Source organism: Rhodococcus sp. H29-C3 (genome assembly GCF_030063405.1).
In the GTDB taxonomy this organism is placed as follows: domain Bacteria; phylum Actinomycetota; class Actinomycetes; order Mycobacteriales; family Mycobacteriaceae; genus Rhodococcoides.
Window position 1 is genome coordinate 15,567 of record NZ_JASITC010000004.1, and the last position, 22,063, is coordinate 37,629.

Below are 22,063 nucleotides of genomic sequence, written 5' to 3' on the forward strand. Positions count from 1 at the left end.
GAAGGTGGCTACCTTCCGGAAAGCCGGGTGAGAGCTTTGCGCACTACCTCAGGGTCGGACGTCTCCCAGAACGGGGGAAGCGAGGCCCTGAGGTAGCCGCCGTAGCGAGCCGTCGCAAGTCGTGGGTCGAGCATAGCGACGACGCCTCTGTCGTCGACGCTGCGCAGTAACCGGCCGACGCCCTGTGCGAGCAGGAGCGCGGCATGATTGGCGGCGACCGAGAGAAAGCCGTTGCCGCCACGGGACTCCACTGCCTGTTGCCGGGCCACCAGTAGCGGGTCGTCCGGTCTGGGGAACGGGATCCGATCCAGGATCACCAGGCTGAGCGATGGACCGGGAACGTCCACTCCTTGCCATAGCGACAGGGTGCCGAAGAGCGAGGTTGATTCGTCCTCGGCGAACTTGGTGACCAACGCGCCCGTGGAGTCGTCGCCCTGGCACAGGATCGGTGTGTCCAGTCGCTCGCGCATCTCTTCGGCGGCAGTCTTCGCCGCGCGCATCGAGGAGAACAAGCCCAGTGTCCGGCCACCAGCAGCACTGACCAGTGCCTCTATTTCGTCCAAGTACTCGGCGGACAAGCCGTCACGGCCGGGAGGCGAAAGATGTTTGGCCACATACAGAATGCCGGCCTTCGCATGGTCGAACGGGGACCCGACGTCGAGCGAATTCCAATGAATCGACGCGGTGTCGGACGGTGCCTGAGCGCCCGACGCCATAGCAGTGTCGCTGCGTGCGGAATTCTGGGCCGGAAGACCCCAATTGATGGCGAGTCCGTCGAACGAGCCGCCGACCGTCAGCGTCGCCGAAGTCAACACCACGGTCGACTCGGCGAAGAGTCGGCTGCGCAGTAGACCCCCGACCGACAGAGGCGCTATTCGGACGGTGCGTTTGACGTTCCCACGGAAGTCGTCGACTGCATGCCAGACGACGTCCTTACGTTTGGCAGGGTCCGGTTCGTCGAAGGCGGTGAGTACTCTTACCGCGCTGTCGTGGACTTCGTCGATGGCCACGAGGGCCGCATTGCGCGCGGCGGCGGCTTCCGGGTCCGAGGCCGCCATGCTCTGCTTCTGCGGACCGATCGCGGTACGAACGGCCCAGGCGGAGTCTCGAACAGAGGCCAGGGCGGGCCCCACCCCGTCCGGGAGAGCCGACCATCGGCCGGACGGGAGGCTGTCGAGAATCTCAGCCCAGTTGTCCGCCGCGCCGTCGAGTGCGTCGACGATCTCCTCCTCGATCAGCTTGGAGCACCGTCGAGCAGCAGCGGTGACCGTGGCGGCAGACAGTTCCGAAGTGGCAACGCCGGTGACTCGATCGACGAGTTCGTGCGCTTCGTCGATGACCACCACGTCGTGTTCGGGAAGATGCTGGATTCCGGTGATGGCATCGATGGCCAGCAGTGCGTGGTTGGTGACCACGACGTCCACCTGTGACGCTTCGGTGCGTGCGCGCTCGGCGAAGCAGTCCTCGCCGACGGGGCATCGAGACTTGCCGAGGCATTCACGTGCGGTGACGCTGACCTGCCGCCATGCCTGATCGCTGACCCCAGGGACGACGTCGTCACGGTCGCCGGTGTCGGTGTCGGAAGACCACTGCGTGAGCCGCACGACCTCGCGGCCGAGGCGGGAGATGGCGAACGCGTCGAAGAGTTCTGCGTCGGGCTTCTCCTCGGATGCTCCGGTGTGGATCTTGTTCATGCACAGATAGTTGTTGCGGCCCTTGAGTATTGCGAACTTCGGCCGCCTACCGATGGCATCCTTCAGTGCATCCGCCAGTCGTGGGAGGTCACGGTCCACGAGCTGACGTTGCAACGCGATGGTTGCTGTCGAGACGACGACGGTGCGCCCGGACTCGACAGCATGTCTGATGCTCGGCACGAGGTACGCCAGCGATTTACCGGTTCCGGTCCCAGCCTGCACGGCCAGGTGCTCCCCGGTGTCGATCGAGTGCGCGACGGCCGATGCCATCGTGAGCTGATTGCTGCGTTCCTTGCCTCCCAGCGAGTGCACCGCGGCCTTCAGTAGGGCGGGAACTGTGGGGAGCTCGGTCTTCGACGGCACCGCAGAAGACTACTGCCACTCACCGACCGGATGCGCCATCGACACCGTCCGGCCACTGCCACTGCCACTGCCGCTGCCGCGGGCGACGGTTCACGCGGGGGGTGCGATGAACCGCGTCGACAGTGCAGGTTCGCCCTGCGAAAGTTTGAGTCCTTCCCACGGAAGACTGACGAGCCGCACTGCGAGCAGTTCTCGTGCAGCGTCCAGTCCCGGTAGCGACGGTTCTTGCACACCGCCGCGCACCAGGGGCCGACACAGGTCGATGGCGTCGAGTCCGTCGTCGATCACCGGCGTGCTGCCCACTGGATACACGATTTCTTCGACCGCAGTTCCCGTGGCGCGTGTGGTTCGGATCGCGGCCTTGGCGCCCCCGCGGGACTCCTTGTGGCTGCTGCGTTTGGCGACGGGACGCCCGTCGACCGTCACCAGCTTGTAGACCATGCCCGCGGTGGGCGCCCCCGATCCGGTCACCAGAGAGGTACCGACGCCGTAGCTGTCCACCGGTTCGGCGCGCAGTGCGGCGATCGCATACTCGTCGAGATCACCCGATACGACAATCTTCGTTTCCGTCGCACCGAGGTCGTCGAGTTGACGGCGGACCTGCCGGGCGAGCACTCCGAGGTCTCCGGAATCGATGCGAACTCCGCCCAGACCGGTACCGGCGACCTCGACGGCATTGGCGACACCGGCAGTGATGTCGTAGGTGTCGACCAGCAGCGTCGTGCCGACCCCCAGATTACGAACCTGCGCGGCGAAGGCGGCCTTCTCGTTCGGACCATCGGCGTCGGTGTAAAGGAGGGTGAAGGCGTGCGCCGAAGTTCCGGCCCCGGGGACGCCGTGGCGTCGTACTGCTTCGAGATTCGACGTCGCGGTGAAGCCGGCGATGTAGGCGGCGCGTGAGGCCGCGACGGCGCCTTCTTCATGAGTGCGACGCGAACCCATCTCGATGAGCGGGCGAGTACCCGCGGAGTTCGCCATACGTGCGGCCGCCGACGCTATTGCGCTGTCGTGGTTGAGAATCGACAGGGCGAGAGTTTCCAGCACGACGCATTCGGCGAAGGTTCCGTGTACCGACAGCACCGGTGAACCGGGGAAGTACAGTTCGCCTTCTCGATAGCCGTCCACGTCGCCACCGAAAGAATAGTTCTCGAGCCACTCGAGGGTCTTGGTCGGAAGGAAGGCCGCGAGCGGCTCGATCTCGGCCGGCCCGAAGCGGAATCGTGTCAGTGCCTCGAGGAACCTGGCAGTACCGGCGACGACGCCGTATCGCCGACCGTTCGGCAGCCGCCGCGCGAAGACCTCGAAACTGCACGGTATGTGCGCAGAACCGTCGGCAAGCGCGGCCGAGAGCATGGTGAATTCGTATTGGTCCGTCATCAGCGCGGTACTGCGTTCATGGTCGCAAAAGTCCGGCTTGGAGATCGAGGCGTCGGTCACGGAGACAACAGTACGAGGCCTAGGGGTGAAGGTGTGTACTACAGCTCCCGCGTCGTACCCTGAGAGGTATGGCTTCATCGACGGCACGACCGAGCGTGGGCAGAGCGGTCGCGGTACCGAAATCGTCGATTTCACCGTCGGCGGCATCCCCCCAGGCGGTACCAGCGGAAACCGAAGTGGTGGCAAGGGACGAGGCACACGATGTGCCCTGGGTGACCATCGTCTGGGACGACCCGGTCAACCTCATGCACTACGTCACCTTCATTTTTCAGAAGTTGTTCGGATACAGCAAAGCGAAAGCCACCGACCTGATGATGCAGGTTCATTCGGAAGGTAAGGCAGTCGTCTCGAGCGGTGAGCGCGATGCGATGGAGAACGACGTGCGCAAACTGCATGCGGCCGGTTTGTGGGCCACGATGCAACAGGACAAATAGGGCAACCAGACACGTACGGGCCTCGAGACAGCAGGCCAGGCATCCAAGGACGGGGCAGAAGAGCGCAGTGCGCATGTGGAGCAGAAAGAACTCACTGAGCGGGGTCAAGATCCGCTCGGATATGGACGCCAGAGAAGCGACTGTGCTCAGATCGCTCGTGGAATCGGTAGTCGGTCTTCTCCGCGATCGAGAAGCCGATGCCCCGACGGACGAGCTGGCGGCCATGACGGGTCTACGAACCGGCCACAGCAGTCCACCCGAAGATGCAGCGCTCGCGCGGCTATTGCCGGAATTTCATCGCCCGGATTCCGGTTCCGATACGGCCAACCTCAATGGCGCGCTTCGCGGATTGCACGAGCCGGAGATCATCGACGCCAAGCTCGCTGCAAGCCGAGTCATCCTCGACACGATTCCGTCGAACGGCGGAAAAGTCGTCCTGACCCCCGCACAGGCGGAGTCCTGGCTGATGGGCCTCAACGACGTAAGGTTGGCGCTCGGAACCACCTTGGGTATCGACGCCGACACTCCTGAGGTTCTCGACGAGGGGGATCCACGGGCTCCCCATCTCGATGTGTACCACTGGCTGACCTGGATGCAGGATTCCCTCGTTCAGGTCCTCATTCCGTAGGAGTACCTGTTGGGGACGGGTCCGAAGGATGCACTGACCGATGTGTCAGGCTTACTGGTGGGGCATCACCACGAGATCGATCCGGCTGCCGAACTCGGGTCCGGCGCGGCTACCGGCTGCACGGTGATCCGCGCTCTCGGCGGCGCCGTCGCCGCAGTCGACGTTCGGGGAGGTGGTCCCGGCACCCGTGAGACCGATCTGCTCGATCCGAGCCATTCGGTGCAGCAGGTCAACGCCGTTCTCCTCACCGGTGGAAGCGCATACGGACTCGCTGCCGCCGACGGTGTCATGCGATGGCTCGAAGAGCACGGACACGGAATTGCCATGGGTAGCCCGGACCAGGTGGTACCGATCGTTCCTGCGGCGGTCATCTTCGATCTGCCGGTAGGGGATTGGTCCATCCGGCCTACCGCCGACTTCGGATATCGCGCAGCAGCGGCCGCTCGAGCCGATTTCGCGACCGGTTCGGTAGGCGCAGGCGTCGGTGCTCGCGCGGGGGTGCTCAAAGGAGGCGTCGGCACGGCGAGCACCGTCATCGAGGGAGGACCTGCCGACGGCATCACCGTCAGTGCACTGATCGTCACCAATCCGGTCGGTTCGGTGTTCGATCCCCGAACCGGACTTCCGTGGGGAGTCGGGTCGGAAGGGCCCGATGCGTACCGGATGCGCAAACCCGACGTGCACGAGGTGTGGAAAGCCAATGCACTTGCACCCAAGGGCACCGCCCTCAATACGACGATCGGTGTCGTAGGCACCGATGTGGATCTGAGCGCGGCGTCGTGCAAGCGCGTGGCCGTCGCCTCTCACGACGGCCTGGCACGGGCGATCAGACCTGCCCACTCGCCACTCGACGGCGACACGATTTTCGCGCTCTCGACCGGCACGAGGAAGGTCGTCACCGAAACTGCCATGCCCAAGGCATTTTCCTCCGACCTGCCGGTTCTCGACGCAGTGTGCGCGGTTGCGGCCGATGTCGTCGAGCGGGCCATTGTGCATGCATTGCTCGACGCGACCTCGATCGCCGGTATTGCGACGTACCGTCAGATTTTTCCGTCGGCCTTTGCGCCCTGACCACAGCGGTAGACTTCGAAGGGCAGACCACCTCCCCGGTGCGTGTATATCGGGGCTGGAAGAAAGGCCTAGTTCTGTGACGACGAACCCTTACCTTCCCGTTGCCGCACCCAAACGCCCACTGTGGCGGCAGGCCGCGATGTTGATGGGCTCGTTCGTCGTGCTGCTGTGGGTCATCGAGATCATCGACGTCGCTTCGGGTAGTCGCGTCGAGCAGGCGGGGATCAACCCGCGCAGTGTGGACGGTTTGTGGGGAATTCTGTTCGCGCCGGTGCTGCACGACGACTGGGCCCACCTGATCGCGAATACTCTTCCGGTTCTGATTCTCGGATTCCTCGTTCTGCTTTCCGGGCTGGCGCGTGGTCTGACAGCCACGGGCATCATCTGGGTCGTCGGCGGTGTCGGTACGTGGTTGATCGGCGGTAGCAACTCGAACCACATCGGCGCATCGGTTCTCATCTTCGGTTGGATCGCGTATCTGCTGACGCGGGGAATTTTCACCAGAAACTTGGGCCAACTTGCCGTCGGCGTCGTGGTGTTCGTCATCTACGGCGGCGCGCTGTGGGGCGTATTGCCGAGTACACCTGGGGTGTCGTGGCAAGGCCACCTCTTCGGCGCAGTCGGAGGAGTCCTTGCGGCGTGGGTCTTGTCCTCCGATGCCCGCGAGGCGCGTAAGCAGAAATCTCTCGGCTGAGTCTCTCCGCCGACATCGCCACAACGCGCAGAGTGGTGGTTAACTTCGTAAAAACGTGTCGAACGTTTCGGTGCCGGGCGTCGACGTGGCAGCATGACGTACATGCGAATTACCGTCCTGGGATGTTCGGGGAGTGTGTCAGGGCCTGATTCCCCCGCGTCGGGTTACCTGCTCGACGAACCGGGAACATCGCCTGTCGTGCTCGACTTCGGTCCTGGCGTGCTCGGTGCGCTGCAGAAATACGCAGATCCCGGTGACGTCAGTGTGTTCTTGTCCCATCTACATGCAGATCACTGTCTCGATGTGCCGGGGCTCCTGGTCTGGCGTAGATACCACCCGAATCCGCCTGCGGGGCGCGCACTCGTATACGGGCCGAAAGACACCGCTTTCCGGCTCGGCGTCGCCTCTGCCGAATGCGGTGGCCAGATCGACGACATGTCCGACACGATCGATCTGCGTCGCTGGCAGGACGGCCGAACCATCGAACACGGACAGCTCACCGTGCACACCCGCCAGGTCTATCACCCGCCGGAGTCCTACGGCATGCGGATCACGACAGGGGCGGGGAAGCTGTTCGCGTACACGGGGGACACGGGAATGTGCCAGGCAGTCCGCGATCTCGCTCACGGTGCCGACGTGCTGTTGTCGGAAGCATCGTGGACGCACCGTTCCGACCGCCCGCAAGGTATCCATCTGTCCGGGACCGAGGCTGGGCAGCTGGCACGTGAGTCCGGCGTGGGTGAGCTGTTGCTGACTCACATCCCGCCGTGGACTTCCAGGGAAGATGTCATCGCGGAAGCGAAGGCCGAGTTCAGTGGTCCGGTGCACGCCGTCCAGCCGGGCGATGTCTTCACCGTCTAGGTCAGGGTTAAGCTTGCTTCCGTGTCCAGACGAGAAGACGGCCGAGCGGACGACGAGCTCCGCAACATCAAGATCACCCGCGGATTCACCGACAACCCGGCAGGATCGGTGCTGGTGGAGTTCGGAAACACGCGGGTCATGTGCACCGCGAGCGTCGAGGAGGGTGTTCCTCGCTGGCGTAAAGGCTCGGGCCTCGGTTGGCTCACCGCCGAATACGCGATGCTCCCCGCCGCAACCCATACCCGCAGCGGACGTGAGTCCGTCAAGGGCAAGGTCGGTGGGCGGACCCAGGAGATATCCCGCCTCGTCGGCCGGTCGCTGCGCGCATGCATCGACCTTGCCGCTATCGGTGAGAACACCATCGCGATCGACTGCGACGTACTGCAGGCAGACGGCGGAACCCGTACCGCGGCCATCACCGGCGCATTCGTTGCACTGTCCGACGCCGTCACCTACCTGCGTGCGGCCGGTCGACTCGCGGACCCGCAGCCGATTTCCTGTGCCATCGCAGCGGTGAGCGTCGGCGTCGTCGACGGCCGTGTTCGGCTGGATCTGCCCTACGAGGAAGATTCGCGAGCCGAGGTCGACATGAACGTCGTAGCTACCGACACCGGCACTCTCGTCGAGATCCAGGGCACCGGAGAGGGCGCTACGTTCCCAAGGACCACTCTCGACAAGCTGCTCGATTCAGCTCTCGCAGGCATCGAGAAGATTTTCGAGGTGCAGCAGGCTGCACTTGCCGAGCCGTACCCCGGCGTGCTTCCCGAACCTGCCGTCGACGCACCGAAGAAGAAGTTCGGTGGCTGACACCAAGCTTCTCGTCGCGAGCCGCAACGCCAAGAAGCTACAGGAGTTGCGTCGAGTGCTCGATGGCGCGGGAGTCCTCGGAATCGAACTGGTCGGATTGGACGAGGTGCCCGAGTTCCCAGAGGCACCCGAGACCGGTTCGACGTTCGAGGAAAATGCGCTCGCCAAGGCCCGCGACGGCGCGGCTGCGACCGGGCTCGCTTGTGTTGCAGATGATTCCGGTCTCGAAGTCGACGCATTGAACGGTATGCCGGGTGTGCTGTCGGCAAGATGGTCCGGAGTACACGGAGACGACGGCGCCAACACCTCGTTGCTTCTGGCGCAGCTGGGCGACGTACCCGACGAGCGTAGGGGTGCAGGTTTCGTCTCTGCCTGCGCGCTGGTCGTTCCCGGCGGCGTCGAGGCCGTCGTTCGAGGTGAATGGCGTGGCATGATTGAACGAGAGCCGTTGGGCGAGAATGGTTTTGGCTACGATCCGGTGTTCGTTCCCGAAGGGGAAAGTAGATCGGCGGCAGAACTGAGTCCGCAAGAGAAAGATGCCTCCTCGCATCGAGGGCGTGCATTGACATTGCTGATTCCTGCACTCGAGACGCTTACCGGGTAGAGACTGGTCTCGTGAAACGAACTGTCGTGGCCGCGGTCCTGGTGGCTGCTGGAATGCTTGCTGCACCGGTCCCGGCGGGAGCGTCCCCGGTGCAGAACTCGTTCGCCGAGGCGACGCTGTACTCCATCGCACACCCGGGATCGAGCCCTTCGGGTGCCAACGATTACGCGTGCGTCCCGAGTGCCGAACACCCGGAACCGGTCGTGCTCGTTCACGGGTTCCTCGAGAACTCCTACGACAACTGGGCATCGATGGCGCCGATGCTGAAAGCCGAAGGTTACTGCGTCTTTGCGCTCGATTACGGAGCGCCCGAAGGCATTCCGTTCGGCGGTCTGGGTTCGCTCGAGGACAGCGCAGCCGAACTGGGGCGGTTCGTCGACACCGTCCGGACCTCGACGGGCGCGCACAAGGTCGCCATCGTCGGGCATTCGAAAGGTGGGACCGTACCGCGCTACTACGTCCGGTTTCTCGGGGGAGTGGAGTACGTAGCTCGGATCGTCGCGCTGTCGCCGCCGAACTATCCGACTCCGGGCCCACCTCCCGACGAGGCTCTTCAGCGTCTCAACGAGGGTAGTGACACCTATCCCGGAGTCGAGCACACGACGATCGTGACTCGCTACGACCAGGTTGTGCCCTATGAGGCGTCATTGCTGACGGGGGAGGGAAACACGAACGTCGTGCTTCAAGACCTGTGCCCAGGCAACGTCACCGAGCACACTGGAATCTCCTATGACCCTCTTGCACAGCAGGTGGTATCGAACGCGCTGGGCGGTTCCGATCTCACCGCTGTCGGGTGCTGAACGGTTTCAGACCCCGAAATCGCGCTTGACCTGCGTCGTTCGCCAATGCTCCACGAAAAACGACAGGAACGGAACCGTGCCGGCGAGCAAGGTCCCGATGGTGCGCAACGCAGGCCAGCGAACCTTGATAGCGAGATCTACCGTCAGGATGAGGTAGACGAGATAAACCCAGCCATGCACCACGGCAATCCATGTCGGCAGATTCTCGACACCGAAGATGTACTTGGCGACGACCTCGACTGTGAGAACGAGTAGCCAGATGCCGGTCGCATAGGCGAGCACCCGGTAGCGCAGGAGTGCGGAAGCAATCTTCTTCGTCTTTTCGGTTGATGCAGATTGCTGTGGTGCCGTGCTCACTTGGTGCTCCTGTCGGACTCGCGGGAGCGATCGAGCTCCGCAAGATAGCTGTTGTACTCGAGAAGTTGGCGGGCCTCGGGATCTTCGAGGTCATCCTCCACCGGAGCCACCGGTCGCTGGGGGAGCAGATCCGCGGGAACTTCACGCACGACCTGTTCGGCAACGCCGTCGTTCTCCGCGTCCTCCGGAGCGTCGGCCTCGTCTTCGAGCTGTACGAATTTGCGGTACGCGTAGACAACGAATGCAGCAAACAGAGGCCACTGGAACGCGTAACCCAGGTTTTGGCCGTCGCCGCCGACGGCTTCGAAACGCTCCCACTGCCACCAGCCCAGGGCCAGGCAACCGAGCGCCGAGACGATCACCAGAGCGATGAGCGCCGGGCGGCGTTGAGTGTGGGTTTTCGACACCCCCCGACGGTACCCGAGTATCTACTACCTCAGGTAGTTCGGTGGGGGTCGTCACTGATAGTGGTGCGCGAGGGGGGACTTGAACCCCCACGTCCTGAGACACTGGAACCTAAATCCAGCGCGTCTGCCAATTCCGCCACTCGCGCGAGTGCTGTGCAAGTCTACAACGCCGAATCCCGACGCAAACGCAGGTACATCCCCGGCTCGCCGTACAGCGTACTGTGCGGGGTGTGGCAAGCAAGAAAGCGACCGTTTTCGATCCAGCGCGCACCCTCGCCCTGTTGTGGCGAGTGGACGAGAAGCCGAGTCGCAGCGGTTTGAGTATCGATGCGATCGTCGACGCCGCAATCGAGATCGCGGACGCCGACGGGATCGATGCAGTGTCGATGCGAGGTGTCGCCGATCGGCTCGGCGTCGGTGCGATGTCTCTCTATACGCACGTTCCGGGGCGCGAGGAGCTTGCCGATCTGATGATCGATTCTGCTGTTGCGTCGTTGTATTCGAGTGTCGCCGAACCCACCTCGGCGACCGAAAATTGGCGTGACGGACTTCGATTCGTCGCGGAGCGGAATTGGCTTCTCTACCAACGTCACCCGTGGATTCTCGATGTCCAGGGTGTGCGTGCTGTGTTGGGTCCGCACACCAACGACAAGTACGAGGCAGAGTTGAGGGTCATCGAAGGCGTCGGGCTCACTGACATCGAAATGGATTCGGTCCTCACCCTTGTCCTGACGCATGTCGCGGGCACCGCACGCGCGCTCGCTCGATTCGACAAGGTTCGCCAGGAATCTGGAATGACGGATGCACAGTGGTGGGCCGCAACGGCGCCCGTCCTGGAGCGCGTCATGAACCACGCTGACTACCCGGTGTCGGCGCGCGTGGGAACCGCTGCCTCGACTTCGTATGGCGCAGTGACTGATCCGGTGCACGAGTACGTGTTCGGAGTCGATTGCATCCTCGACGGCGTGGCCGCGCTGATCGAGAGGGGGGCGCGGCCACGTCCGCACCGATAGTTAGCCGGCAGTCTTCAATTCCGCCCCTTGCCCCGGGAGAGGAAAACGGCGTTGGTAACGCCACACCGCATGTTCGAGCGCTGCACGTTCGACGTTCATGCTCTCTGCGGTCACGGCGAGAAGCATCTCGGCACTCTCGCCGTCGAGCGTTCTGCCGACCGCGTCCGAGGTGAACGCGATCACATGCAGCAGCGAGTCCGGTGTGCGCTCGCCCACGAGGAACAGGGCGCACTCCCACGTTTTCGTTCCGGCCCCGGGGATGGCGGTGAATGCTGCGCGAAGTTCATCCGAAGCGATGAGATCTTCAGCTCGTGCCACGCGGAGTCCGGTCAGTGCCGTCGCGATGCGTGCGGCGCACTCGGCCTTGGTGGTGGAGTTGCCGGCCACCCGCTGCCTGTTCCCGAGAATCTCGGCGAGTTCCTCGGGCTTGTCCACGAGCGCGGCGAGCGCGGCCGGATCGTCCAGAGACTCGCACTGCCGATACTTACGCCAACGGGAGACGACGCGCCTCACGCCGGTGTCGGGTCCGCCGTAGGTTGCCCGCGCTGAGAACACTGCGTCGAGGAGGGCCGCTTCGACTTCCTGTGGCCATCCCGGATTCCAGTAGGGCGACTTCGATGGTGCTGCACATGTTTCGATATGCGCGGTGAGCGCCTCGCGGTCGCGCCGCGAAAATATATGTGTAACCGATGAATACATGAATCCCCCCCGGGTCTATGTACTTCGAGAATGGGTCGATGTACTTCGAGAAGCTACCCAGGGTCACCGACAGCTTCGCGCCTGCGCTCATCCGGCCTCTGTGTGACGAGGCTCATATAACGGAAAGGTAACAATAAATCTGAGGGTTCCCTCACGTTCGGCGCGCTTCCATTCGGGCTGTGCCAGCACTGATGTTTGTTACCGGCGAGTTGCCTCAACGGTAGGTAAAGGGTCTTCAGCGGCCGTACTCGCTGGTAGCAGTTGGACGTCCAGTCAAACGTGAGGCTTTCCTCATGATTGTGTTTTAGCCTGGTGATGCGCGGACAGAGTGACTCGGTCCCCGACGGTCCTCCTCCACGGAGCGCTGAACCGCGCCAGCGAAGGGCCATCCACGAATACCTCGATATCCGAGGTACTCACGAGAGGAATCTTGCAACTTGACGATCAACGAGAGCACACCATCACAGGGACAAGGCGCGAGCAGGTCGCCAAAGAGCGGTGGTGGTTCTCGTACGCTCGCAGATCGGTTCGCGGCCGGTGAGCCCTACGCGCTGGCTTTCGGTGGACAGGGTGCCCCATGGCTCAGTTCGCTCGAAGAGCTCGCCCGCGACTCGGCACTCGAGCCCGAACTCACGGACCTGGTCAACGAGTCCGTTGCCATCCTCGCACCCGTTGCAGACGAACTCCTCGTCGTGCGCTCGGTCGGATTCGATCCCATCGGCTGGATGCTCGAACAAGACCTGGCAGACGAGGACGACGCAGCCTCCACCGACGGTCCTTCCGAAGCCGCACTTACGTCCGCGGCCGTATCGCTTCCCGGCGTATTCCTGACCCAGGTCGCGGCACTGCGTGCGCTGAAGCTGCAAGGACTCGACCCCGCGCAGACACCACCGGTCGCTGTCATCGGGCATTCACAGGGCCTCATCGCCGCCGAGTCGGTCAAGAGTGATGGTGCCCAGGACGCACGTCTCCTTGCCGTTGCACAGCTGATCGGTGCTGCCGCAGGACTGGTCGCACGTCGTAGGGGAATCATCGGAGCTGCCAATCGGGCGCCCATGGTTTCGGTCTCGAACGTGGAACCGGAACGGCTCGCGTCGATCATCGAAGAACTCGCAATCCCGGGTGCACCGGAACGTTCCGCGGTCCTCGCAATCCGCAACGGACGCCGTCGCGTCGTGCTCGCAGGCCCGCCTGCTCAGCTCGCTCGCGTGCAGGAGCGCAGCGAGCAGATCGCTGCCGAGGAAGAGCGTGAGCGCGATTCCAAGAAGCGTGGCGGTTCGGTATTCGCGCCGGTCTTCGAGCAGCTCCCCGTCGAGGTCGGGTTCCACCACCCCGCACTGGGCGATGCGGTGGAACTCGTCTCTGCATGGGCGCAGCGCTGTGGCCTCGACGTGGACATTGCGCGCACTCTTGCCCACAGCATCCTCGTCGCGCCCGTGGACTGGGTCGACGCCATCGACGGCGTCGTCGATGCAGGCGCCGACTGGATCCTCGACCTCGGTCCAGGTGACCTTCTGACTCGCATGACGACTCCGGCACTGCGCGGACAAGGAGTGGGCATCGTCGCTGCCTCCACGCGCGGTGGACACCGCAACCTGCTGACGCCGGGCGCTGCCCCCGAGGTTGCGCCGGCGTGGTCGGAGTTCGCACCGAAGCCGATCACCTTGCCCAACGGTCGCGTCGTCGTCGAGACCACCTTCACCAAGCTCACCGGCCGTTCGCCTATCCTGCTCGCCGGCATGACCCCGACTACGGTCGACGCGAAAATTGTTGCCGCAGCGGCCAACGCAGGCCACTGGGCCGAGCTCGCCGGTGGCGGCCAGGTCACCGAGGACATCTTCACCGACCGCGTCGCCGAACTGTCGCAGCTCCTCGAGCCCGGTCGCGCGATTCAGTTCAACTCGCTCTTCCTCGACCCCTACCTGTGGAAACTACAGCTCGGCGGTCGTCGCCTCGTGCAGCGCGCCCGAGCGGCAGGCGCCGCCATCGACGGCGTCGTCGTCACCGCAGGTATCCCTGAACTCGAAGAAGCCGTCGCGCTCATCGAGGAGCTTTCCGATGCGGGCATTTCGCACGTGTGCTTCAAGCCCGGCACCGTCGCGCAGATCCGCGCCGTCATCAGGATCGCGAACGAGGTGCCTTCCTACCCCGTCATCGTGCACATCGAGGGCGGCCGCGCAGGTGGGCACCACTCGTGGGAAGACCTCGACGATCTGCTGCTCGCGACCTACGCAGAGCTGCGCGCACGTCCCAACCTGGTGATCTGCGTCGGTGGTGGAATCGGCACACCCGAGCGTGCAGCCGAATACCTCACGGGCCGTTGGTCCCTCGGCGCAGGCTACCCGAAGATGCCGCTCGATGGAATCCTCGTCGGTACCGCCGCCATGGCAACGCTCGAAGCCACGACCTCGCCCGAGGTCAAGCAGCTCCTCGTCGACACCCCGGGTACTCCGGACTGGGTCGGCGCAGGCACCGCATCCGGCGGAATGGCCTCCGGCCGTAGCCAGCTCGGCGCGGACATCCACGAGATCGACAATGCGGCCTCACGCTGCGGGGGCCTGCTCGACGAGGTCGCCGGTAACGCCGATGCGGTGGCCGAGCGTCGCGAGGAGATCATCGCTGCACTCGACGGAACTGCCAAGCCGTACTTCGGCGACGTGGAGTCGATGACGTACCAGCAGTGGCTCATTCGCTATCTCGACCTGGCCATCGGCACGGACAAGCGCAAGGATTTCGATTGCGGCGGGGAGTTCACCGACGCGGTCACCGAGGCCAACGATTCGGTATGGCTCGACGTCACCTGGCGCACCCGTTTCCTCGAGATGCTTCAGCGCACCGAAGCCCGTCTGCACCCCGTCGACCGCGGCCCGATCCCGACGCTCTTCGCCGACGTCGACACTCTCGAACGTCCGCGTGCTGCACTTCGCTCGTTGCTCGCTCAGTTCCCCGATGCAGGCGACGTCGTTCTGCACCCGGCGGACATCACCTTCTTCACCTCGCTCTGCAAGCTTCCGGGCAAGCCGATCAACTTCGTTCCCGTCGTCGACGGTGACGTTCGGCGCTGGTGGCGCAGTGACTCGCTGTGGCAGGCGCACGATTCGCGGTACTCCGCCGATCAGGTCTGTGTCATTCCCGGCACCGTTGCCGTCGCCGGAATCACCCGCGTCGACGAGCCGGTCGGGGACCTGCTCGATCGCTTCGAGAAGGCCACCGCCGACGAGTTGGTAGCTGAGGGCAATGCACCGGCCCCCGCAGTGAGCCGTCGTTACGCAGGCATCGCGCCCGGTCTGCTCGGCATCGTTCTTGCTGCCCCTGACGTCGACTGGGCATCACGGATGACGCAGAACCCGGTTGCACGTCTCGGTGACACCGCGGACTGGATCGTCGAATCCGACACCGTCGCATCACACCCACAGACCGGGTCCTCTCTCACCGTGCAGGACTCGACTCACGTCGAACTGACCGTTCCGCTCGCCCCCGGCAAGGAGGTGCGCATCCGCTTGACCGTCCCCGTGTCCACGATCGACGGCGGCGCCCCCGTCGTTACTGCCGAGGATGCGCAGGCTTCGATGTCCTCGCTACTCGGAATCGCTGCGGGACAAGACCTTCCCACGGTGAAGAACGGTGTTGCACGCATCAATCTGGCGTGGATCCCTGATCTCGTGGCAGACCACGGTGGCGTCACCGGATCGGGTCTTCCCGACTCGCTGACCGTGAGCGGCAAGGCTGTTCCCGATGTGCTCGTCGGAGCGTGCTGGCCCGCCGTCTTCGCTGTCCTCGGCGCCACCCGCACAGCTGCGGGAATCGACGTCATCGAGGGCATGTTGGATCTGGTCCACCTCGACCACAGCGTCAACCTGGTAGGTGAACTGCCCACTGATGCATCGATTCTCGTTGTCAAAGCTGAGGCAGGGGAGGTGCTCGACACCGATCTCGGTCGCGTAGTCGAGGTCACCACCACCATCGGTGCGATGCTCGGGGAAGGTCTCGACGCGCCCGCTGTGGCAACTCTCGTCGAACGCTTCGCCATCCGCGGACGCACCGGCAAGGGTGAACTGTCCGATCCGGCCCCCGCTGGAGGCTCGGTCAGTGCCGACGCCAAGGACACACCACGTCGTCGTCGTCGTCAGGCCACCATCCTCGCGCCACGCAACATGGCAGCCTTCGCTCAGGTTTCGGGCGATCACAACCCGATCCACACCTCCGATGCGGCTGCGCTCCTCGCCGGTCTCGGTTCTCCGATCGTGCACGGCATGTGGCTCTCCGCCGCAGCGCAGCAGGCCGTCACCGCAATCGACTACGCGGACACCAAGACTCCGCCACGTCGCCTGACCGCGTGGACCGCCCGCTTCCTCGGGATGGTCCGCCCCGGAGCCGAAATCGACATTCGCGTCGACCGCACCGGATTCGATCAGGGTGCCGAACTCATCGAGGTGTCCTGCCGTGTCGCAGGCGAACTCGTCATGGTCGCCTCGGCTCGCACTGCGCCGCCGAAGACCGTCTACGCGTTCCCCGGACAGGGCATTCAGCGTCAGGGGATGGGTCTGGACGCACGGTCGCGCTCGAAGGCCGCCCGTGAGGTCTGGGAGCGTGCCGACAAGCACACTCGTAAGGCTCTCGGATTCTCGATCCTCGCGGTCGTCCGCGACAACCCGACCACGCTCAAAGCGCGTGGCACCGTTCACCGCCATCCCGACGGCGTCATCCACCTGACCCAGTTCACCCAGGTCGCGATGGCTGTTCTCGGTGTCGCGCAGGTCGCCGAAATGCGTGAATCCGGTGTCTTCGTCGAGAACTCGATTCTCGCGGGCCACTCGGTCGGTGAGTACAACGCTCTCGCTGCCGTCGCAGGTGTGCTCCCACTCGAAGCAGTCCTCGAGGTCGTCTTCCAGCGTGGATCGGCCATGCATGCGCTCGTTCCGCGTGACGCATCCGGTCGAAGCGACTACCGCATGGCGGCCATCCGGCCGTCGCAGATGGGTGTCGCCGACACTGATGTGCATGCTTTCGTTGCCGGTGTCGCCGAGGCTTCCGGTGAGTTCCTCGAGATCGTGAACCTGAACTTGCGTGGATCGCAGTACGCCATTGCCGGCACGGTTGCAGGCTTGGCCGCACTGGAGAAGGAGATCGACGTCCGGGTCGCCGAATTCGGTGGCAAGCGCGCCTTCATCGTGGTACCCGGTATCGATGTCCCGTTCCACTCGACTGTGCTGCGTGGGGGAGTCGACGACTTCCGCACCCGGCTCGAAACGTTGCTGCCTGCTGATCTCGACCCGGAGATCCTGCTCGGACGCTACGTGCCGAACCTGGTGCCCAGGCCATTCTCGCTCGAGCGTTCGTTCATTCAGGAAATCGCGGACCTCGTTCCTTCCGAACCCCTGAACAACGTCCTCGCCGACTTCGATTCCTGGGCCGCACGCCCGCATGATCTGTGCCGCGTCGTGCTGACCGAATTGCTGGCATGGCAGTTCGCCAGCCCGGTCCGTTGGATCGAGACCCAGGACCTACTGTTCGCTGAAGAGTCAGACGGTGGACTCGGTGTGGAGCGTTTCGTCGAAATCGGTCTCGGCGCAACGCCGACGGTCGCCAACCTGGCTTCGCAGACATTGAAATTGCCGGGCCGCTTCGGATTCCCGGTCGAGGTGCTCAACCTCGAACGTGAGGCCGCGATCGTCTACGGCACGGACACCGATCCAGCGCCGGCGGAGGAAGAGGAGTCCGCTCCGGCCGAGACCGCCGCTGCACCTGCCGCTTCCGCCGCCCCGGCTCCCGCAGCCGCACCCTCGGCTCCATCCGGTGGCCCCCGCCCCGAGGACATCTCCTTCAGTGCTTCGGACGCAACCAAGATCCTCATCGGACTGTGGACCAAACTGCAGCTCGATCAGATCGGACCTGCCGACACCATCGAGGCACTGTGCGACGGCGTCTCCTCGCGTCGTAACCAGTTGCTCGTCGACCTCGGTTCCGAGCTTTCACTCGGTGCGATCGACGGCGCAGCCGATGCCGACATGGGCGCGCTCTCCGGCACGGTCAACAAGCTCGCCCGTACCTACAAGCCCTTCGGCCCGGTACTGAGCGATTCGATCAACGACCACCTCCGCAAGGTCTTCGGGCCCTCGGGGCGTCGTCCGGCTTCCATCGCCGATCGCGTCAAGAAAGTATGGGAACTGGGTGACGGCTGGGCGCATCACGTCACCGCCGAGGTCGCTCTCGGAACCCGCGACGGCTCCTCGGTCCGCGGCGGTGCACTCGGCGGTCTGGCCGACGGTGCACTCGCTGACGGCACTGCCGTCGACAACGTCATCGACTCGGCCGTAGCCGCTGTCGCCGCTCGCCGCGGTGTTTCGGTCTCGCTCCCGCAGACCGGTGGCGGAAGCGGAGGAACCGTCGATGCGGCTGCTCTCGGTGAGTTCACCGAGCACATCACCGGACGCGACGGGGTTCTGGCTTCGGCTGCGCGTCTCGTTCTCGAGCAGCTCGGCTTCGCCGATGCTCCGAACGCCTTGGCTGTCGACAATCCGGATGCCGCGTTGGTGGATCTGGTTGCCGCAGAACTGGGTTCGGATTGGCCACGACTGGTCGCTCCGGCATTCGACGAGCGGAAGGCCGTTCTGGTCGACGATCGTTGGGCGACGGCACGTGAGGACCTGGCCAGGTTGTGGCTCGGTACCGCAGGCGACATCGCCGTCGAAAGCTTCGCCGGATCGGGCAATGCTGTTGCAGCTCAGGCTCAGTGGTGGAAGTCGAAGGCGCAGGCCGAACGCAAGACCACGCTGGCCGAGTTCTACGGCCGTATCGTGGACATCGCAATGTCTTCCGAAGACAAGGGTGAATGGTCCGACGAGGTTGCCGTCGTCACCGGTGGTAGCAAGGGGTCGATCGCCGCGGCGATCGCCGCCAAGCTGCTCGGGGGCGGTGCCACCGTCTTCATCACCACCTCCAAGCTCAACGACGAGCGACTGAAGTTCTACCGCGAGCTCTACCGGGCGAACGCTCGCGCCGGTGCAGCACTGTGGGTCGTTCCGGCCAACATCGCCTCCTACACCGACGTCGATGCGCTCATCGAGTGGATCGGCTCCGATCAGGTCGACAATGCGGGCGGGGCAAAGACTCTCGTCAAGGCAGGCGTCACACCCACCATGCTGTTCCCGTTTGCTGCTCCTCGCGTCGTCGGTGAACTGTCCGACGCCGGCGCCCGCGCCGAGATGGAGATGCGGGTTCTGCTCTGGTCGGTCGAGCGTCTCATCGGTGGACTGTCGAAGATCGGCTACGACAACGACATCGATACCCACCTGCACGTCGTACTGCCAGGTTCACCGAACCGCGGCATGTTCGGCGGCGACGGTGCCTACGGTGAATCGAAGGCAGCTCTCGACGCCATCGCCACCAAGTGGGGCTCGGAGAAGAACTGGGCCGAGCGTGTTTCCATTGCCCACGCGCACATCGGGTGGGTTCGCGGAACTGGACTCATGGGCGGCAACGATCCGATCGTCGAGGCCGTCGAGGCCGAAGGCGTGCGGACGTGGTCGACGAGTGAGATGGCAACCGAACTGCTGAAGCTGTGCGAGCCTGCTGCTCGCCGCCAGGCCACGCAGGCGCCTCTACTTGCCGACCTGACCGGTGGACTGGCGAACACGAAGCTCGATCTCGTCGAGCTTTCCCGTGCCGCAGCCGACGCGGCCGGCGAGAAGGTCGAAGAAGTACTCGACCGCTCGGTGATCGCGGCTCTACCTGCACCGCCGCGCTTGTCCACCTCGACCACTGCTCCGGCGTGGCCTGCGCTCGATGTCGATCCGAAGGACCTGATCGTCATCGTCGGCGCCGGCGAGCTCGGACCTTACGGAAGTGCGCGTACGCGCTTCGAGATGGAGGTCGACGAGGAGCTCTCCGCCGCAGGCGTTCTCGAACTCGCATGGAACACCGGCCTGATCACGTGGGAGAACGATCCCAAGCCGGGCTGGTACGACATCGAATCCGGTGACCTCGTGCCCGAGGCCGAGATCGCCGACAAGTACCACGACATCGTCGTCGAGAAGTGCGGTATCCGCACCTACGTCGACGACGGCGCCATGGTCGGCAACACAGCGCCGCTGATGACCTCGATCTTCCTCGACAACGACCTGACCTTCGTGGTCGGCACCGAGGTCGACGCACGTTCGTTCGCTGCGGCCGATCCCGAGCACACAGTCATCGCACCGGTACCGGAGTCCGGTGACTGGCAGGTCACTCGCAAGGCCGGAACCGAGATTCGCGTGCCGCGCAAGATGAAGCTCACCCGCACCGTCGGTGGGCAGATTCCGACCGGCTTCGATCCGACCAAGTGGGGCATCTCGCCGGACATGGCGAGCTCCATCGACCGCGTCGCACTGTGGAACATCGTGACCACCGTCGATGCGTTCATCTCCTCGGGCTTCAACCCGTCGGAACTGATGCGCTGGGTACACCCCACACTGGTCGCCAACACTCAGGGCACCGGCATGGGCGGTATGGAATCGATGCGCTCGCTCTACATCGACACCTTGCTCGGCGATGCTCGTGCGAACGACATCCTGCAGGAAGCACTACCGAACGTCGTTGCAGCGCACGTGGTTCAGTCGTACATCGGCAGCTACGGCGCGATGGTTCACCCCGTCGCAGCGTGTGCAACCGCCGCCGTCTCCGTCGAGGAAGGCGTCGACAAGATCAAGCTGGGCAAGGCACAACTCGTCGTCGCCGGTGGTTTCGACGACCTGAGCACCGAAGGCATCATCGGCTTCGGCGACATGTCCGCCACCGCCGATTCGGCTGCCATGTCCGCCAAGGGAATCAGCGATCGTCGATTCTCCCGGGCCAACGACCGTAGGCGCGGCGGATTCGTCGAGTCGCAGGGCGGCGGAACGGTTCTGCTCGCTCGCGGCGACCTGGCGCTGGAGATGGGACTTCCGGTCCTCGGTGTCGTTGCGTACGCGCAGTCGTTCGGCGACGGCGTGCACACCTCCATCCCGGCTCCGGGACTCGGTGCGCTCAGTGCCGGTCGTGGGGGCAAGGATTCGTCCTTCGCGTTGTCCCTCAACGCACTCGGCGTCAGTGCCGACGATGTGGCCGTGATCTCCAAGCACGACACCTCGACGGCCGCCAACGACCCGAACGAGGCCGAACTGCACACCCGCCTGGCCAAGGCGATCGGACGCACCGACGGAGCACCACTGTTCGTCGTCTCACAGAAGAGCCTGACCGGCCACTCGAAGGGTGGAGCCGCAGCATTCCAGCTGATCGGACTCTGCCAGGTGCTCAGCAACGGAGTCATCCCGCCGAACCGCAGCCTCGATTGCGTCGACGACAAGATGACCGAATTCGAACACCTCGTGTGGGCACGCGAGCCGCTGCGTTTCGGCGACTCGGTACCGCTGAAGGCAGGACTGCTGACCAGTCTCGGCTTCGGTCACGTGTCCGGTCTCATCGCCGTGGTTCACCCGCAGGCCTTCCTCGAATCCGTGCCTGCAGAGCGTCGCGCCGACTACATCGCTCGTGCCAACGAGCGACGCATCGCCGGTCAGCGCAGGCTGATCTCCGCCATGGTGGGAGGTGACGCACTGTACGAGCGGCCAGAAGACCGAAGGCTCGGACATGACGGGACGCCGGCAAAGGCGTCGCGCGAACTCGAAGTGGACATGTTGCTCACCGAGGCAGCACGCCTCGGCGACGACGATGTCTACCGCTCGGGTCTGCCGGGGTGCAAGTAATGGCTATTCTCGGAGTAGGTTTCGACCTGGTGACCGTGTCCGACTTCGCCGAGCAGATGGACAAGGCCGGCACGACGATGATCCGCGACAGCTTCACCACGGGGGAGCGTCGGCACTCTGCAACGAAGAGTTCCGACCCGGCTCGCCATTACGCAGCACGGTGGGCCGCGAAGGAGGCGGTTCTCAAGGCCTGGGCGACGTCACGTTTCGCCAGGCCGCCGCAGATCGGTGACAATCCGTACCCGCTCATCGAGGTCGTCAACGACGCCTGGGGCCGGCCGTCGATCAAGCTGCACGGCATGGCTCTGGAGTTTCTGCCGACAGTCAAGATTCATCTGTCTCTGACCCACGACGGCGATATCGCTGCAGCCGTGGCGATCTTGGAAGAATAGGTCTGTAGAAACACGACGCCGGTCCGCTCGTTACGAGTGGGCCGGCGTTCGTGGTTTCGGCGGTCGCTCGGGAGGGTCCG

General features: G+C 64.3%; 16 protein-coding genes and 1 tRNA gene. 11 read left to right on the forward strand and 6 right to left on the reverse strand.

What is annotated here, in order from left to right; all coding sequences use genetic code 11:
- Positions 1-8 precede the first annotated feature (8 nt).
- The gene (locus QMK32_RS10255) at positions 9-2,057 is read right to left on the reverse strand and encodes an ATP-dependent DNA helicase (protein WP_283474752.1); all 2,049 of its coding nucleotides are present in this window, start codon (positions 2,055-2,057) and stop codon (positions 9-11) included.
- Positions 2,058-2,147: 90 nt separating this feature from the next.
- Entirely contained in the window at positions 2,148-3,434 is a 1,287-nt protein-coding gene (locus QMK32_RS10260; protein WP_283475324.1) for a nicotinate phosphoribosyltransferase, read from the reverse strand.
- 128 nt (positions 3,435-3,562) lie between these two features.
- On the opposite strand from QMK32_RS10260, the gene clpS reads away from it, so the two are divergent.
- The 8 genes from clpS to QMK32_RS10300 all read left to right on the forward strand — a co-directional run bounded on the left by clpS (position 3,563) and on the right by QMK32_RS10300 (position 9,393).
- A complete protein-coding gene (gene clpS / locus QMK32_RS10265) occupies positions 3,563-3,928 on the forward strand; it encodes an ATP-dependent Clp protease adapter ClpS (RefSeq protein ID WP_283474753.1) in 366 nt (121 codons plus the stop codon).
- A gap of 67 nt (positions 3,929-3,995) precedes the next feature.
- The gene (gene aosR / locus QMK32_RS10270) at positions 3,996-4,556 is read left to right on the forward strand and encodes an oxidative stress transcriptional regulator AosR (RefSeq protein ID WP_283474754.1); all 561 of its coding nucleotides are present in this window, start codon (positions 3,996-3,998) and stop codon (positions 4,554-4,556) included.
- 6 nt (positions 4,557-4,562) lie between these two features.
- Entirely contained in the window at positions 4,563-5,627 is a 1,065-nt protein-coding gene (locus QMK32_RS10275) for a P1 family peptidase (RefSeq protein ID WP_283475325.1), read from the forward strand.
- A 139-nt stretch (positions 5,628-5,766) separates the two neighbouring features.
- The gene (locus tag QMK32_RS10280) at positions 5,767-6,321 is read left to right on the forward strand and encodes a rhomboid family intramembrane serine protease (RefSeq protein WP_283475326.1); all 555 of its coding nucleotides are present in this window, start codon (positions 5,767-5,769) and stop codon (positions 6,319-6,321) included.
- Between the two features lie 102 nt (positions 6,322-6,423).
- Positions 6,424-7,182 carry a cyclic nucleotide-degrading phosphodiesterase gene (locus tag QMK32_RS10285; RefSeq protein WP_283474755.1) on the forward strand — a complete coding sequence of 253 codons (759 nt, stop codon included), beginning with the start codon at positions 6,424-6,426 and terminating at the stop codon, positions 7,180-7,182.
- 21 nt (positions 7,183-7,203) lie between these two features.
- On the forward strand, positions 7,204-7,989 hold the full coding sequence (gene rph / locus QMK32_RS10290; RefSeq protein ID WP_269306824.1) for a ribonuclease PH: 786 nt from the start codon (positions 7,204-7,206) through the stop codon (positions 7,987-7,989).
- Positions 7,982-8,593: an RdgB/HAM1 family non-canonical purine NTP pyrophosphatase gene (gene rdgB / locus QMK32_RS10295; RefSeq protein ID WP_283474756.1), complete on the forward strand. Its 612-nt coding sequence runs from the start codon at positions 7,982-7,984 to the stop codon at positions 8,591-8,593. Before rph ends, rdgB begins: the two co-directional genes overlap by 8 nt.
- Positions 8,594-8,604: 11 nt before the next feature.
- Positions 8,605-9,393: an esterase/lipase family protein gene (locus QMK32_RS10300; protein ID WP_283474757.1), complete on the forward strand. Its 789-nt coding sequence runs from the start codon at positions 8,605-8,607 to the stop codon at positions 9,391-9,393.
- 6 nt (positions 9,394-9,399) lie between these two features.
- Here QMK32_RS10300 and QMK32_RS10305 read toward each other — a convergent pair whose 3' ends face one another.
- From QMK32_RS10305 to QMK32_RS10315, 3 genes are all read right to left on the reverse strand, one after another.
- Entirely contained in the window at positions 9,400-9,750 is a 351-nt protein-coding gene (locus tag QMK32_RS10305) for a DUF3817 domain-containing protein (protein ID WP_283474758.1), read from the reverse strand.
- Entirely contained in the window at positions 9,747-10,157 is a 411-nt protein-coding gene (locus QMK32_RS10310) for a transcriptional regulator (protein WP_283474759.1), read from the reverse strand. Before QMK32_RS10310 ends, QMK32_RS10305 begins: the two co-directional genes overlap by 4 nt.
- Positions 10,158-10,218: 61 nt before the next feature.
- Positions 10,219-10,303: transfer RNA gene (locus QMK32_RS10315), tRNA-Leu, on the reverse strand.
- Between the two features lie 84 nt (positions 10,304-10,387).
- Between QMK32_RS10315 and QMK32_RS10320 the strand changes: the two genes are divergently transcribed.
- Positions 10,388-11,170 carry a TetR/AcrR family transcriptional regulator gene (locus tag QMK32_RS10320; protein WP_283474760.1) on the forward strand — a complete coding sequence of 261 codons (783 nt, stop codon included), beginning with the start codon at positions 10,388-10,390 and terminating at the stop codon, positions 11,168-11,170.
- Here QMK32_RS10320 and QMK32_RS10325 read toward each other — a convergent pair whose 3' ends face one another.
- A complete protein-coding gene (locus QMK32_RS10325; RefSeq protein ID WP_283474761.1) occupies positions 11,171-11,869 on the reverse strand; it encodes a DUF8548 family protein in 699 nt (232 codons plus the stop codon).
- Between the two features lie 437 nt (positions 11,870-12,306).
- Here QMK32_RS10325 and QMK32_RS10330 point away from each other — a divergent pair, with 437 nt between their 5' ends.
- Complete coding sequence (locus QMK32_RS10330) at positions 12,307-21,591, forward strand: type I polyketide synthase (RefSeq protein ID WP_283474762.1); 9,285 nt, start codon at positions 12,307-12,309, stop codon at positions 21,589-21,591.
- Complete coding sequence (acpS, locus tag QMK32_RS10335; protein WP_269306838.1) at positions 21,591-21,983, forward strand: holo-ACP synthase AcpS; 393 nt, start codon at positions 21,591-21,593, stop codon at positions 21,981-21,983. The genes QMK32_RS10330 and acpS overlap by 1 nt, the downstream gene beginning before the upstream one ends.
- The last annotated feature ends 80 nt before the right edge of the window (positions 21,984-22,063 follow it).